Annotated in this window: 12 protein-coding genes; 9 read left to right on the forward strand and 3 right to left on the reverse strand. The window is 61.5% G+C overall.

Annotation, left to right across the window (positions count from 1 at the left end; genetic code table 11):
- Positions 1-124: 124 nt before the first annotated feature.
- Positions 125-1,681, reverse strand: coding sequence for a nitric oxide reductase transcriptional regulator NorR (gene norR / locus ACYASU_RS04540; protein WP_463582077.1), 1,557 nt, complete (start codon positions 1,679-1,681; stop codon positions 125-127).
- Between the two features lie 377 nt (positions 1,682-2,058).
- Between norR and ACYASU_RS04545 the strand changes: the two genes are divergently transcribed.
- From ACYASU_RS04545 to ACYASU_RS04580, 8 genes are all read left to right on the forward strand, one after another.
- Complete coding sequence (locus ACYASU_RS04545) at positions 2,059-3,510, forward strand: UbiA family prenyltransferase (protein WP_463582078.1); 1,452 nt, start codon at positions 2,059-2,061, stop codon at positions 3,508-3,510.
- Positions 3,507-4,823: an FAD-binding oxidoreductase gene (locus ACYASU_RS04550; protein WP_463582079.1), complete on the forward strand. Its 1,317-nt coding sequence runs from the start codon at positions 3,507-3,509 to the stop codon at positions 4,821-4,823. The genes ACYASU_RS04545 and ACYASU_RS04550 overlap by 4 nt, the downstream gene beginning before the upstream one ends.
- An 8-nt stretch (positions 4,824-4,831) precedes the next feature.
- Positions 4,832-5,572 carry an SDR family oxidoreductase gene (locus ACYASU_RS04555; RefSeq protein WP_463582170.1) on the forward strand — a complete coding sequence of 247 codons (741 nt, stop codon included), beginning with the start codon at positions 4,832-4,834 and terminating at the stop codon, positions 5,570-5,572.
- An 8-nt stretch (positions 5,573-5,580) separates the two neighbouring features.
- Positions 5,581-6,555, forward strand: coding sequence for a lysylphosphatidylglycerol synthase transmembrane domain-containing protein (locus ACYASU_RS04560; RefSeq protein WP_463582171.1), 975 nt, complete (start codon positions 5,581-5,583; stop codon positions 6,553-6,555).
- A 37-nt stretch (positions 6,556-6,592) separates the two neighbouring features.
- Complete coding sequence (locus ACYASU_RS04565) at positions 6,593-8,023, forward strand: DUF2723 domain-containing protein (RefSeq protein ID WP_463582080.1); 1,431 nt, start codon at positions 6,593-6,595, stop codon at positions 8,021-8,023.
- Between the two features lie 102 nt (positions 8,024-8,125).
- Positions 8,126-8,440, forward strand: coding sequence for a hypothetical protein (locus tag ACYASU_RS04570; protein WP_192172452.1), 315 nt, complete (start codon positions 8,126-8,128; stop codon positions 8,438-8,440).
- Positions 8,441-8,644: 204 nt separating this feature from the next.
- Positions 8,645-9,067, forward strand: coding sequence for a cupin domain-containing protein (locus tag ACYASU_RS04575; RefSeq protein ID WP_463582081.1), 423 nt, complete (start codon positions 8,645-8,647; stop codon positions 9,065-9,067).
- A gap of 162 nt (positions 9,068-9,229) precedes the next feature.
- Positions 9,230-9,496 (forward strand): hypothetical protein, encoded by a 267-nt coding sequence (locus tag ACYASU_RS04580; protein ID WP_192172450.1) that lies wholly within the window; start codon positions 9,230-9,232, stop codon positions 9,494-9,496.
- Positions 9,497-9,594: 98 nt separating this feature from the next.
- Here the strand turns inward: ACYASU_RS04580 and ACYASU_RS04585 are convergent, their stop codons facing one another.
- Positions 9,595-11,139 (reverse strand): EAL domain-containing protein, encoded by a 1,545-nt coding sequence (locus ACYASU_RS04585; protein ID WP_463582082.1) that lies wholly within the window; start codon positions 11,137-11,139, stop codon positions 9,595-9,597.
- 283 nt (positions 11,140-11,422) lie between these two features.
- Here ACYASU_RS04585 and ACYASU_RS04590 point away from each other — a divergent pair, with 283 nt between their 5' ends.
- Positions 11,423-11,815: a RidA family protein gene (locus ACYASU_RS04590; protein WP_463582083.1), complete on the forward strand. Its 393-nt coding sequence runs from the start codon at positions 11,423-11,425 to the stop codon at positions 11,813-11,815.
- Between the two features lie 105 nt (positions 11,816-11,920).
- On the opposite strand, the gene rlmKL is transcribed toward ACYASU_RS04590, so the two are convergent.
- Positions 11,921-14,191: a bifunctional 23S rRNA (guanine(2069)-N(7))-methyltransferase RlmK/23S rRNA (guanine(2445)-N(2))-methyltransferase RlmL gene (rlmKL, locus tag ACYASU_RS04595; RefSeq protein ID WP_192172447.1), complete on the reverse strand. Its 2,271-nt coding sequence runs from the start codon at positions 14,189-14,191 to the stop codon at positions 11,921-11,923.
- Between the last annotated feature and the right edge of the window lie 121 nt (positions 14,192-14,312).

Below are 14,312 nucleotides of genomic sequence, written 5' to 3' on the forward strand. Positions count from 1 at the left end.
AGCAGCTCTTTAGGGATTTTGGGTAGCTCGCGTAACGCAGGTTTCTTTTTGGTTGGCATACATGCACCTCTTACTCATGTTATGCCCGAACACAAAATTTCTGACACCCCCGATCCAAAAAAACCTACCGAATCCCCAGTCGCCGGGCCAGGCGACTAAGGTTAGCCCGATCAACACCCAACTCCCGCGCCATGTCCGCCCATTTCCCCTGATGCCGCTCCAGCGCCTCACCAATCAACCGCTTCTGAAACCCGTCCACCGCCTCCTTCAACCCCTCCCCCGGCTGAATCACCGGCATGGCGCCGTGCACCTGCGCCAAAGCAGGTGCCGCCACCCGCAACTCATCAAGCCCCAACACCTCCGCCTCGATCGTCAGAATCCGCGGCCGCTCGCCGTGCCCCGACAGCGCCTTGAGCACCGCGCGGCTGATCAGATGCTCCAGCTCCCGCACGTTCCCCGGCCACGGATACGCCAACAGCACCGCCTGCGCCGCCGGGCTCATGCGCAAACTGCGCAGCCCCATCCGCGCCCGGTTCTCCTCCAGAAAATACCCCGCCAGCAGCAACACATCGCGACCCCGTTCGCGCAACGGCGGCACCACCAGCGGGTAAACGCTCAGGCGGTGATAGAGATCCGCGCGGAAGCGACCAGCGCGCACCTCTTCTGCCAGATCACGGTTGGTCGCGGCGATGATCCGCACGTCCACGCGATGCTCCTGATCAGACCCTACCCGCTGCAACTGGCCGCTCTGCAACACCCGCAGCAACTTCGACTGCACCGGCAGCGGCAGCTCGCCCACCTCATCGAGGAACAACGAACCGCCGTGGGCCAGCTCGAATTTGCCGCTGCGCCCACTGACCGCGCCGGAAAACGCCCCTTTGACGTGACCGAACAACTCGCTTTCCACCAGCTGTTCCGGCAGCGCGGCGCAATTGAGGCTGATCAGCGGCTTTCGTGCCCGGGGTGACTGCAGGTGGATGGCCTCGGCGACCAGCTCTTTGCCCACACCGGTTTCGCCGGTGATCAAGACCGTCAGCGGGCTGTTGCCCACCAACTGGATTTCCTGCTGCAAACGTTTGTGCACCGGGCTTTGCCCGATCAGCTCCCGGGGCCCGCGTCCGCCTGCGGCACGTTTGTACACCTCGACCAAGTGGCGTTGATCCTCAAAGCCGCGCGCCAGTTGGCTGATCCGCTCGCTGGCCATCACGGTGGCCGCCGCCAGGCTGGCGAACGCCTGGAGATCGCCCAGATCAACCCGGCCAAAGCGCGCCGGATCAACAGAATCCAGCGTAATCACCCCCCACAGCGTGTTCTGCACATACAGCGGGCAGCCGAGGCAATCGTGCACCTCCAGATCGCCATGCACGCCTTCGACCAGCCCGTCATAAGGGTCCGGCAGGTCGCAGTCGGTGGAAAAACGCGTGGGTTCGCGGTTTTGCAGAATGATGTCCAGCCGCGGGTGCTCCCCCAGCCGGAATCGTCGCCCCAACGTGTCCGGGCTCAAGCCCTCGACGGACAAGGGCACCAGCACCTCATCCTCCCGCTTGAGCAACGCCACGGCGTCACACGGAAAAAGCTGGCGCAGCGACCGCAGCAACCGGCGGTAGCGCTCATCGTCCGGCAGGTCCCGGGACACGTCGGCAACCAGCGGAATCAGCGCCAGCAGCAAAGGATGGGTCATGGAAGCTCCCGGTCATGGCATGGGAAAGGGGTGCAAGGGCGAGTCATTATGACTGCGATGTGAGTCGAAACGACAGCGCCGTTCCGAGATCAGCCTCTGGCGCTGCCCCCTGGGAGCACGCTGAATCCAGACAGACGTGAATCGACGAATTGAATACGGCACTAAACCGTCACTCTCGAAAAGTCATTAGTTAGTCGCCAATTCCCCGGCAGCGCTCGGCTTATTAACGAGAAACAATCCCGCAGACTTTCCTCAAAAATGCCCAATTTTATTCTGACGCCACTTCGCCGACGTGCCGGGCGAGCCCCTTTAATTTAAATGAAGTTGTGAAAATCCTATTTTGTTTATAGTCCTGTGACCCTACAGGAGCACTCACTATGGCCAGAATTCAGGGACGAGTTCTCGAAACTTCCCCACCGTTGGTAGTTGATCTCGACGGCACGTTATTGCGCTCGGATCTGCTCATGGAAACGGCCATGGCGTTTGTTCGAGGCCAGCCGCTGAAAGCCCTGAAAATGCTGGGATGGCTGTTCAAAGGCAAGGCCGCGCTCAAGGAAGGCCTGGCCCTCAACTCCGAAATAGACGTCTCGGTGCTCCCGTACGATCCGCAGATCCTCGAGATGATCCAGCGCGAACGCGACACCGGCCGAATGGTGGTGCTGGCGACGGCGAGTCATGTCAGCCTGGCCGAGCGCATCGCCGATCACCTGCAGTTATTTGATCTGGTGCTGGCCTCCAATACCAACCGCAACTTGTCCGGCAACAACAAGCGCGACCTGTTAGTTGCGCACTTCGGCGAGGGCGGTTTCGATTACGTGGGCAACTCGAAAGATGATTTGCCCATATGGGATGTGTCCCGCCAGGCCTATGTGGTCAACCCCGATCGCGGTGTGGAAGCAAAAGTAAACGCGCAAGTGCGCGTCGAACCGACCATTCATAGCAACACGCCAAGCCTGCGCGACTGGCGCAGGGCCCTGCGCCTTCACCAGTGGCTGAAGAACGCGCTGATCTTCGTGCCGCTGCTGGCGTCCCATCGCCTGGCGCAGTTCGAGCTGATGCGCGACGGGGTCATCGCCTTCCTCTGCTTCGGCCTATGCGCCTCCAGCGTCTACATCCTCAACGACCTGCTGGACCTGTGCGACGACCGCCACCACAAGAGCAAATGCAACCGGCCGTTCGCCAGTGGGCGTCTGTCGATCAAGACCGGACTGGTGATGGTGCCGACGCTGCTGGCGATGGCCTTTGGCGCCGCGCTGTTGCTGCTGCCGTGGCAGTTTTCGGCGGTGATGGCGGCCTACTACGGCCTGACGCTGACGTATTCGCTGAGGCTCAAACGCCTGATGGCCTGGGACGTGATTGCCCTGGCGATGCTCTACACCGCGCGGATCATTGCCGGCGTCGCGGCGTTCAGCCTGACCCTGACGTTCTGGATCCTCGCGTTCTCGATGTTCATTTTCCTCAGCCTGGCGATGGTCAAGCGCTACGCCGAGCTGCGCGATGCCCGCGCCCGGGAGGTGAATACCCTGGCCCGCGGGCGCGGTTACCACCCCGGCGACCTGGACATGATCGCCTCGCTGGGGGCGTCGTCGGGTTACCTCGCGGTCATGGTGCTGGCGCTGTACATCCAGGACGCGAAAACCACCGAGCTGTACGTCACGCCGCACATCATCTGGCTGGCCTGCCCGCTGCTGCTGTTTTGGGTGACGCGGGTGTGGATGCTGACCCATCGCGGGCAGATGAACGAAGACCCGGTGGTGTTCGCCATCCGTGACCGCACCAGCCAACTCATCGGCGCCGCATTTCTGATGATGTTCTGGATCGCCGCATGAGCGCACCGTTGTATTCCTGGGGACGTTTCCCCCATCGACCGCAACGCGGTCACGGCTGCGTGTGGCTGGACGAACTGCCGGCGCAGATGGACCGCGTGATCGGCGCCCATCGTAGCAGCCTGCCCTACGGCAACGGCCGCAGCTACGGCGACAGTTGCCTGGCCACCAGCGACGAAGTGCTGCACATGCGCTCGCTCGACCGGCTGATCGACGCCGACTGGACCACCGGCGTGATCAAGGCCGAAGCCGGCATCACCCTGGCGGAAGTGCTGGCCGTGGCCATCCCTCAAGGCTGGTTTTTGCCGGTGACGCCCGGGACTCAGTTCGCCACGCTGGGCGGCGCCATCGCCAATGACGTTCACGGCAAGAACCATCACGTGCGCGGCACCTTCGGCCGTCATGTGCTGGGCTTCGGCCTGTTGCGCCATGGCGAGCCGGAAGTGATCTGCTCGCCTGAAGATCATCCAGCCCTGTTCGCCGCGAGCATCGGTGGCCTCGGCCTGACCGGGATCATTCACTGGGCGCAGATTCAGCTGATGCCGATCCGCGCCAGCCAGATCGACACCACCACCGTGCGCTTCGCCAATCTGGCCGAGTTTTTTGCGCTGTCGACCGAGCTCGACGCGCGTCATGAGTACAGCGTTGCCTGGGTCGACTGCCTGGCCAAGGGCGCCGAGACCGGACGCGGGGTGTTCATCGTTGGTGATCACGCGCAGTACGGCTCCCTCGACGTCGGTCAGCGCAAAAAGCTCAGCGTGCCGCTGACGCCGCCGGTGTCGCTGATCAACAAAATCTCCCTCAGCGCCTTCAACAGCCTCTACTGGCGCCTGCACCCCAGCCAGCGCAAGCAGGGCCGCAGCGCTTACGAACCCTTCTTCTACCCCCTCGACCGGATCCTGCACTGGAACCGTATTTATGGCCGCCGGGGTTTTCAGCAATACCAGTGTGTGGTGCCTGCGGCGAACGCCGAAGCCGCCATGGGCGAACTGCTGCGCACCATCGCCGACGCCGGCCAGGGCTCGTTCCTCGCCGTGCTCAAGCGCTGTGGCGACATTGCTTCCCCGGGTCTGCTGTCGTTCCCGCTGGAGGGCACTTCGCTGGCGCTGGATTTTGCCCAGAGCGAGGCGCTGGAAAACGTTCTGTTCCCACGTCTGGACGACATTGTTCGCGCTGCCGGCGGGCGGTTGTACCCGGCCAAGGACGCCCACATGAGCGGCGCCGATTTCCGTCGTGCCTACCCCGCCTGGGAGCAGCTGGAAGCGCTGCGCGATCCCTCTTTGATGTCCCGTTTCTGGAGCCGTGTGATCCTATGAAAACTGCCGTGAAGAAAGTCCTGATCATCGGCGCCACCTCCGCCATCGCCAGTGCCTGCGCACGGTTGTGGGCCACGGAAGGCAGCGATTTTTTCCTCGTGGCGCGCAACGTCGAGAAGCTGCAGCAGACCGCCGCTGACCTCAAGGCGCGCGGGGCGAGCAACGTCACGCTGCACGAGATGGACGCCAACGACATCGAGGCGCACCCGCTGATGATGGGGCGCTGCCTGACCGCCCTGGGTCAGATCGACATCGCCCTGATCGCCCACGGCACGCTGCCGGACCAGAAGGCCTGCGAGCGCGACGTGCACATGGCCCTCAAGGAATTCGCCAATAACTGCACCTCGGTGATCGCCCTGCTGACCGTGCTGGCGATGCAGTTCGAGACCCAGCGCTGCGGCAGCCTGGCGATCATTTCTTCGGTGGCGGCTGACCGAGGCCGCCCTTCCAATTACCTCTACGGCAGCGCCAAGGCGGCGGTGTCGACCTACTGCGAAGGCTTGCAGGCGCGGCTGTTCAAGGTCGGCGTACACGTCACCACCATCAAGCCGGGATTTGTCGACACCCCGATGACCCAGGGGCTGTCGTTGCCGGCGGCCTTGCTGGCACAACCGGCGCAGGTCGCCCAGCGCATCGTCAAGGGCATCGCCAACAAGGTGCCGACGCTCTACGCACCCGGCTTCTGGGCGCTGATAATGCTGGTCATTCGCTCGATCCCGCAGCCGGTCTTCAAGAGGCTGAATCTATGAGCGAAGCCGTGACAGAGCCTTCGCACCTGTCTGGCTGGCGCTACCGCGCGGTGGTGCTGTCGGTGGTCGGTTCGGCGCTGGGCTATCTGGGCTTTTCGCTGTGGGGCGGCTGGCAGGCGGTGGGCGCCGCCGTGAGCGAGGTCGGGCTGGTCGGCATTGTCATCGCGCTGTTCATGTCGTCGGTCAATTATGGCCTGCGCTTTGTCCGCTGGCAGACCTACCTGAAGGTGCTCGGCCATCCGATGCCGTGGCGGCCGAGCCTGAACATTTACCTGGCCGGCTTTGCCCTGACCACCACGCCGGGTAAGGCCGGTGAAGCCTTGCGCGGCGTGCTGCTGAAACGCTGGGGCGTGCCCTACCCGCAGAGCTTCGCGGCGTTTTTCAGCGAACGGCTTTCGGACCTGTTTGCGGTGGTGTTGCTGACCCTGTTCGGCCTGTCGCTGTACCCCCAGGCGTGGCCGATGATCGTGGTCGGCGTGGCGCTGGTGGCGGTCGGGCTGGTGGTGCTGTCGCAACGTCGCCTGCTTGAGCGGATCACCGAAACAGTGCCGGCCGGTGGCGGCAAGGTGCTCGGGCTGCTGCGCCATCTGCTGCAGGTGCTGGTGCATGCGCAGCAATGCCATCGCCTGCGCCTGATGCTCGGCCTGACCGCCCTCAGCGTCGTCGCCTGGAGCGCCGAGGCGCTGGCGTTCGACTGGATTCTGAAATGGATGGGCGCCGACATCCCGCTGACCTTCGCGGTGTTCGTCTACGCCCTGGCAATGCTGGCCGGCGCAGTGAGCTTCATGCCCGGCGGCCTCGGCGGCGCGGAGGCGGTAATGGTCGGGCTGCTGGCCTGGAAAGGCATGAACAGCGCCGACGCCGTGGCCGCCACCGTACTGATTCGGCTGGCGACGCTGTGGTTCGCCGTGGCCATCGGCGCGGTGATGCTGGTCAGGCTCAAAGGCGAGGCATCGGCGCCTCGGGTTCAACCGATTCAATAACGCTTTTCGACGGGATTAAGGGACAGGAGTGCAAGTCATGGTGGCAGCAGTACGTTATCGAGCGTTGTTTGGCATTCCCCTGTTGCTGGCGGTGGCCGCCGTCCTCTGGAGTTTTCTGGCCTCCAGCGGACCGATTCAGTGGATGGACAATGGCATCTTCATCGCCGATGCCTCGGAAGGCCGTTACTTTAGCGAAACCCTCGGGCCGCTGGATCACCCGCTGTACCTGTTCGTCACCACGGCGCTGTTCGCGAATTTCGGCCCGTTGGTGCTGAGTTTCATGAACTCGATGCTGCTGATCCCGCTGGGCTGGGCGATCTTCCGTCTGGCCAAGGGCGTCGGCGCCACGTCGCAGCAGGCCTTGCTGGCGATTGCCGCTGCGGTGTTGTGCCATTGCGTGTTCTGGGTCTCGACCAAGGCCGAGGTTTACCTGCTGCACACGCTGCTGGTGACCCTGGCGTACATGGTGCATTTTCGCGATAAATCGCGTCTGGGCCTGCTCACCGCGTTGTTCGTCATCGGCATCCTCACCGGGCTGGCTGCGGCCATTCATCAACTGACGTTCATCGTGCTGTTCCCGCTGTATGTGCAACTGGTGTGGCAGCACAGGGCGCGGGTTCTGGTGACGATTCCGGGGTTTGTGCTGGGCTTTGCGGTGGCGATTCCCGGTGTTCTGCAGGAGATGCAGAACGGCCTGAGCCTGATCGATATCGGCCATCGTTACCTGATCGGCATCCCCGACAACCCCACCGAGCAAAGCTGGCAGGGCTCGCTGTTTCGCTTCGACGACATGTGGCACGAAAAGAACTCAGTGGCGCTGCTGCTGCTGTCGTTACTTGGCCCGCAACTGGTGGCGCTGGTGCTGTTCCCCAGAAGCCGGCGCCTGCGACTGCTGTGGTGCGCGGCGGTGCTGAACTTCATCTTTGCGGTGTCGTACAACGTCACCGATCGTTTCACGTTTTTCCTGCCGGGTGCGGTGCTGTTGAGCATCATCGGCGTGATCCATGTGCAGGCGTGGCTGGCGCGTCGCAAGGCCGCCGTGGTCGCTTACGCCCTGCCCTTCAGCGGCCCGGTGACCATTCTCGCGGTGTACGCGATTTACGCCAGCGGCGCCGTTGCGCTGCCGACCCACAAGGAAGCGCTGCCGTTCCGTGACGACATCCATTACTTCATGGCGCCGTACCTGCGGGATCGCTCGGCGGAAACCTTCGTGCACAGTTACGAACAATCGGCTCCGGAAGGCGCGCTTATCGTCGCCGACTGGACGCCCAACGGTGCGCTGCGCTCGGCGCAGGCCAGCGGGTTGCTCAAGGGTCGAACGATAGCGCTGTGTGAAGGCGCGCAGGACATCGAGTCGTATCTGAACGGCCCCGGGGCCTTCCTGGCGAGGACCAGCTACTGCTCGAGCATTTCCGATCGTTTTGATCTGCAGACGTTGGCGGTGGGATACGAGCTGCGCGCGAAATAGCCAAACCTGAGTGATCGTGGATGACCGTTCGTCGGGACGAATGCACCTCTTGCATTGCCCGACTGACCAATAGGTATCCATGACAACAAAGGGATTCACATCATGATCAAGACAAAATTGACTGCCCTGACACTCGCTGGCCTGATGGCTGTTGCTACTGGCTCCGCATTTGCAGGCTCCACAGGCCCAACCGATCCGATCGACAAGAACGGTCCTAAGCCAAGCACCTCCACCAGCGGTCAGAGCAGCGACGGCAGCTCGCCAGGCACGTCGACCCCAGGCACCAAAGGCATGGGCAGCACCAACGGCACCAACCGCACCGACGCTGATGGCGGCGGCATGACCAATGGCAACGGCATGGGCGGCAGCGGCGGCGGTACTGGCGGTGGCGCAAGCGGGTCCAGCGGCAGCAAGTAATCGCTGTTGTGATGACCGTATGCCCTTGAGTGCGATTGCGCCGGGGCGACGCTGAATACGATGAAGGGCCGAATGTGATTCGGCCCTTTTTTCGTTTCTGGGGATCAGCCATTGGTCCCGTGATCTTCTGGGCAATTGGACGTAGCCGCGTTGCATCGGCGGGCTTAGCGTAGTGGTCATCAATTGCTGCCAGATGATCCGCTCATGAAACCCCTCAATTTCCTCACCGCCCCGCTCTGCTGGCTGGCCTTCGCCGGCTTGCTGTCCGTGGGGAGCGTCCAGGCCCACGATGCCGAGCAGGAAAAGGTCACCGTGCTGGAAGAGCACCCGATGCTCAATGCACCGGGCAAAAAAGCTATGGTCCTGACCGTCGATTACACGCCGGGCCAGGCCTCCATCGCCCACAGCCACAGCGGCAGCGCGATCGCTTACGTGCTGGAAGGCGAAGTGATCTCGAGAGTCAACGACGGCAAGGCGATCACCTATAAGGCGGGCCAGACGTGGTACGAGCCGGCTGGCTCCAAGCACTTCGAATCGCGAAACGCCAGCGAAACCCAGCCTGCGAAGTTGCTGGTGTTCATTCTGCTGGACGACAAGGCTGACATCCTCACACCGCTGCCAAAGTGATGCCGCTGTCCCGTGGGACCGGCTTTAGCCGGGAAGGCGCCGGGCGTCACACCGCAAAAGCCGGCAGAGAAACCCGAGGCTAAATTTTCCGCCGCCGCTGTCGATACGCTATTCGTAGAGCCCGAAATGTCGGGTCGGACCGGATCAGTGAAAGGCACAGGTATGTACACAAACATTTTTCTGCTGGTAGAGCATGGCCGCGATCAAGGTGAAGTTTCTGTTTTGGGCTGGTTTGATGACGAACGCGCCGCGCAGGACACCGCCGAGGCCATGGAGTGGAAAGCGTATCGCGATGAAGCCAAGCGTCATCACCAGTGGTCGAGCCAGCCGTTGCTGCCGCCGGACCAGAATCCTCATCGACGGTTCTGGGTCAAAGGCATCTCCAAATTCAGCCACACTCCGGCACCCCGTTCGTGGGCGGTGCATTAATCCCTGTTGAGCAGAAACTCAGCGCAGCGGGCACCGCCAAGGTGCCCCGCTTCTGGCAATGTCCAGCTCCTCGACCTGTGTGAGATCGCGGAGATGCCCTAGCGGTTTTTTTGGGCATTGATGAAGTTCAGAAAATCATGGGAGGGCAATGCTTTCGAGTACAGCCAACCTTGAGCGTAATCTACCTTATGCATTCGCAGGTAATCTGCTTGATGGGGGCTCTCGACCCCCTCGGCAACAATGTCCAGACCCAGTGTTTTAGCCATTGCAATAATATGCGTCACCACCGAGCTGGACGCTGAAGATTTATCGATGGCGTCCACGAAAGATTTATCTATCTTGAGCACATTGACAGGAAGGCGCTCCAGATATTGCAAACTGGAGTACCCCGTACCAAAGTCATCGATGGCTATCTTGAACCCCAGCGCCCGAGCTCTTTCAAGTGTCGCGACGGCCGATTCAACATCAATGAAGCCTCGCTCAGTTGCCTCTATCCATATTTGACTGTTGTCAATCATGGAGCCTTTCAATGCATGATCAAGCGTGTCAAGAAAACGCCCAGATTTAAGATCATCTGCACATATGTTGATGGCGACATGAAGATGACGGTTATCCCGCAGAAGTTGCGCCATGTCTCTGATGACGCCCTGGATGACTTGGTCAGTGATGGGCAAAATCAGCCCTGTTTCTTCAGCCAGCGGAATGAACTGATCAGGGGCCACAACCGTTCCGTCCGGCCTCAGCCATCGGACCAATGCCTCGGCCCCTGTACATTGTTCAGTTTCAAGATCAATGATCGGTTGATAGTGAACAGTGAACTCCCGCTGGGCGATTGCGATCTGCATCTCCGCCATCGGCGAGAGTCTGATGCGCATGATTCGGATGACGGATAGCACGACGACGAAACCGATACCTATGCCAATCGGCAGCATCCAGGCCAGCTCGCTGTAAAAGCTTGTGTCGACGCTGGTAATGGGCTCCATCACAAGCGCGAACCAGTCGTCCTGAGTGGAAGCCGCATGGAGATAGTCTTTATTATTTCGATCTTGACTTGAAGCAAGTCGGGAAATCGTCTTTTCATCCGCGCCCCGAGAGATATTCACTAACTGACCTTGGTAAAAAACCCCGAGCTGCATTCGATCATCCAGAATGATGTCGCTCAGCCTTTCTGCATTTATAAGTACGTTGTAGGCACCACGATGGATGATCGTAATCGGCTGGATCCCGTGGTCACGCGGGATCAGGCGAACATTGATTTTATAGCCTCCCGCATCGGTATAGGTCGACGTCGTCGATCCAGACAGTATCGACGTGACTCCCCATGAGGTACAAGCAAGCGACCCTTGCTCAAGATAATCAATTTCTTCCACCGCACGGGTGTTCACGGTCGCTTTTCGCATCAACGAAATATGCTCGGGAGAGCACGGAGTTCCGGACCAGTTCTCCATGTCCGATATAACGTTGAGTCCTTGCTGCAATGACAAGCTAATATTTTTGAGAGCCCGCTCGGAGTAGGTCTCCAAATGCGTTCGTTCTTTGGCCAGGGCCCTTTCCCAGGAAATGTAAGCCATCGTTATCATGGGCAAAACAGCCCCTATCAGCCCTGACAGGGTGGCTATTATGATGACTCTTGATTTACGCATTCCCTTGCCTCAAAAAATGGACTCATCCTTTCCCGATGATCATGACCTGGCGTTCGGAGTGTGATTTATCCTGGACTACCGGGCAAGGAGGCGCGGAAGGTTTTGCCACCCGAACACTTCGCGCCGACGTTCTTTCTGCGCTCTCAACGCAAAACGGAAAAACGCTGACGTTCGGGCCAGCCACACATCACCTCTCGAAAACCGAGAGGCCACCCACGCTCTGGACGGACATCAACCACCTGGGATAGCGTGCGCCTCCAACGAAACTCAAAGTGCCCACCCCATGACCGACCGTCAACTCATCGTCCCGGACGAAATGCGTCTACTCGCCGAGCGCGCGGGCTATGCCCCTGCCGTCAAGGTCGGCAAAACGCTTTACTGCGCCGGTCAGGTCGGTCGCACCCCTGAGCTGACAGTCATCGAAGACCCGGAGCAGCAATTCCTGGCCGCGTGGGAAAACCTGCGGCTCGTGCTGGCCGCTGGACGATGCACCTTCGAAGACGTCGTCGACCTGACGACTTATCACATTGATCTGCACCGTCACATGCCCGTGTTCAGGGCAGTGAAGGACAGCGTCTTCCCCCGCGGCACCTGCCCATGGACATGCCTCGGCGTCAGCGAACTGGCCCGGCCCGGCCTGCTGGTGGAAATCAAGTGCGTGGCGGTGCAGCGCTGATCATCAGAAGCGTGGCCTCTGTGTGTGCGAAACGCAGGCGCATTGGCTTCGGGAAACCCAGGCTGAAGCGTCAGTTATCCCGACGCTTCAGCCTGCCATTTACTCTCAGCGCGCGGTGATCTTCCACGCGCGGTGGATTTTGCCGTTGCGCGCAAAGTCCGGATCCACGGTGTGCTGGGTGATCTCCTCCACCGCATAACGCTCCACCAGCGTCTCTTCGAGCTGGAATTTGCGGAAGTTATTGGAGAAATACAGCACGCCGCCCGGCGCCAGACGTGCCATGGCCAGGTCGATCAGTTGCACCTGATCGCGCTGCACGTCGAACACGCCTTCCATGCGCTTGGAGTTGGAGAAGGTCGGCGGGTCGATGAAGATCAGGTCGTACTCTTCGCGACTGGCTTCCAGCCACACCATCACGTCGCCCTGCTCCAGACGATTCTTGTCCGAGAAGCCGTTCAGCGACAGGTTGCGACGCGCCCAGTCCAGGTAGGTTTTCGACAGATCGACACTGGTGGTGCTGCGCGCGCCGCCCTTGGCTGCGTGCACGCTGGCGGTTGCGGTGTAGCAGTAGAGGTTGAGGAACCGCTTGCCCGCCGCTTCGCGCTGGATCCGCATGCGCATCGGCCGGTGATCGAGGAACAGGCCGGTGTCCAGGTAATCCGTGAGGTTGACCAGCAGCTTCACGCCGCCTTCGTTGACCTCGTTAAATTTGCCCTGGGCGCTCTGGCGCTCGTACTGCTTGGTGCCGCTCTGGCGTTCGCGCCGCTTGACCACCACGCGGCTCTTGTCGATGCCCAGCGCCTGAGGGATGGCCGCCAGCGCATCGAACATGCGGATCGAAGCCTTTTCCGGATCAATGGACTTCGGCGCCACATACTCCTGAACATGGACCCAGTCGTGGTACAGGTCGATGGCCATGGCGTACTCGGGCATGTCCGCATCGTAGACACGGTAGCAGTCGATGCCTTCGCGCTTGACCCACTTGCTCAGCGCCTTGACGTTCTTCTGCAGGCGATTGGCGAACATCTGCCCGCCTTCGCTCAGGCGCGGTTGCTCGATGACCGGCGCGGGGGCCGGCGTCGGCTTGATCGGGTTGCCATTCTTGTTGTACTGGCGCTCCTGCGGCTCGTCCGGCGCCTGATCGTAGGCGGCTTGCTCACGCTCGGCCTGACGCTGCTCCGGGGTGCGACGCTCGCCGGTGACGAACTGATCCGGCAGCACTTTGATCAACAACAGCTTGCACGGCAGTGCGCCGTTCCAGAACGCGTACTGCTTGTGGCTGCGAATGCCCATGCGCTTGCCCAGGTCAGGCGCACCGGTGAACACCGCCGCTTCCCAGTTCAGGCAGGCCTGACGCAGGCGCTCGCCGAGGTTCTGGTAGAGATACAACAGGCTGGCTTCGTCACCGAGACGCTCGCCGTACGGCGGGTTGCAGATGACCAGACCGGTCTGGTTCTGATCGGGACGCGGCTCGAAGGTCGCCACTTCGCCCTGGTAGATCTTGATCCACTCGCTCAGGCCGGCGCGCTCGACGTTGTTGCGGCCCGGCTGGATCAGACGCGGATCGGCTTCGTAACCACGAATCCACAGCGGCGGCTTGGCCAGACCCGCTTGCGCACGTTCCAGCGCTTCGTCATGCAGCTTGCGCCAGATCGCCGGCACGTGCCCCAGCCAGGCCGAAAAACCCCAGCGCTCGCGCTTGAGGTTGGGCGCGATGTCGGCGGCAATCATCGCCGCTTCGACCAGGAAAGTCCCCACGCCGCACATCGGGTCAGCCAGCGCGCCGCCTTCAGCGGCAATGCGCGGCCAGCCGGAACGGATCAGGATCGCGGCGGCCAGGTTTTCCTTGAGCGGCGCGGCGCCCTGCTGCAGACGGTAGCCGCGCTGGTGCAGGCTGTGGCCGGAGAGGTCCAGGGACAGAATCGCTTCGCCGCGGTCCAGACGCAGGTGCACACGCAGATCCGGGTTGAGCTTGTCCACCGACGGGCGTACGCCGTCTGCCGTGCGCAGGCGGTCAACGATGCCGTCCTTGACCTTCAAGGCGCCGAAATGGGTGTTGTCGATGCCCGAACCATGACCGCTGAACTCCACGGCCAGCGTGCCTTCCGCTTCCAGATGGTCAGCCCACTCGATGTCATGCACGCCGTGGTAGAGGTCCTCGGCGTCTTTCATCGGGAAACGCTTGAGCACCAGCAGCACCCGGTTGGCCAGACGCGACCACAGACACAGCCGGTAGGCGGTTTCCATGTCGGCGGTGCCGCGGATGGCGGAAGTGTGTTCGCGGGTTTCCTCGAGACCGAGGGCGGTGGCTTCCTCCGCCAGCAACCCTTCGAGGCCTTTTGGGCAGGTGAGGAAAAGTTCGTAACGGTCCGACATTGAGTATTCCAGAGCCTAAGGCCATAGCGGCCGGACAACGCATTGTCCGGCCCGATTCCAACAGACGCCTTTCAAGGAGGACGCCTGCGCGGCACACAGTTTGTGCCTTTCCCTCGCACCG

Source organism: Pseudomonas sp. HP_12, from assembly GCF_055283955.1.

Excerpts from the sequence above, each read along its gene's own strand:
- ACYASU_RS04565 (WP_463582080.1), top strand. The coding sequence starts at position 6,593 with ATGGTGGCAGCAGTACGTTATCGAGCGTTGTTTGGCATTCCCCTGTTG.
- ACYASU_RS04580 (WP_192172450.1), top strand. The coding sequence starts at position 9,230 with ATGTACACAAACATTTTTCTGCTGGTAGAGCATGGCCGCGATCAAGGT.
- ACYASU_RS04585 (WP_463582082.1), bottom strand. The coding sequence starts at position 11,139 with ATGCGTAAATCAAGAGTCATCATAATAGCCACCCTGTCAGGGCTGATA.
- ACYASU_RS04590 (WP_463582083.1), top strand. The coding sequence starts at position 11,423 with ATGACCGACCGTCAACTCATCGTCCCGGACGAAATGCGTCTACTCGCC.
- ACYASU_RS04550 (WP_463582079.1), top strand. The coding sequence starts at position 3,507 with ATGAGCGCACCGTTGTATTCCTGGGGACGTTTCCCCCATCGACCGCAA.
- norR (WP_463582077.1), bottom strand. The coding sequence starts at position 1,681 with ATGACCCATCCTTTGCTGCTGGCGCTGATTCCGCTGGTTGCCGACGTG.
- ACYASU_RS04570 (WP_192172452.1), top strand. The coding sequence starts at position 8,126 with ATGATCAAGACAAAATTGACTGCCCTGACACTCGCTGGCCTGATGGCT.
- rlmKL (WP_192172447.1), bottom strand. The coding sequence starts at position 14,191 with ATGTCGGACCGTTACGAACTTTTCCTCACCTGCCCAAAAGGCCTCGAA.
- ACYASU_RS04545 (WP_463582078.1), top strand. The coding sequence starts at position 2,059 with ATGGCCAGAATTCAGGGACGAGTTCTCGAAACTTCCCCACCGTTGGTA.
- ACYASU_RS04575 (WP_463582081.1), top strand. The coding sequence starts at position 8,645 with ATGAAACCCCTCAATTTCCTCACCGCCCCGCTCTGCTGGCTGGCCTTC.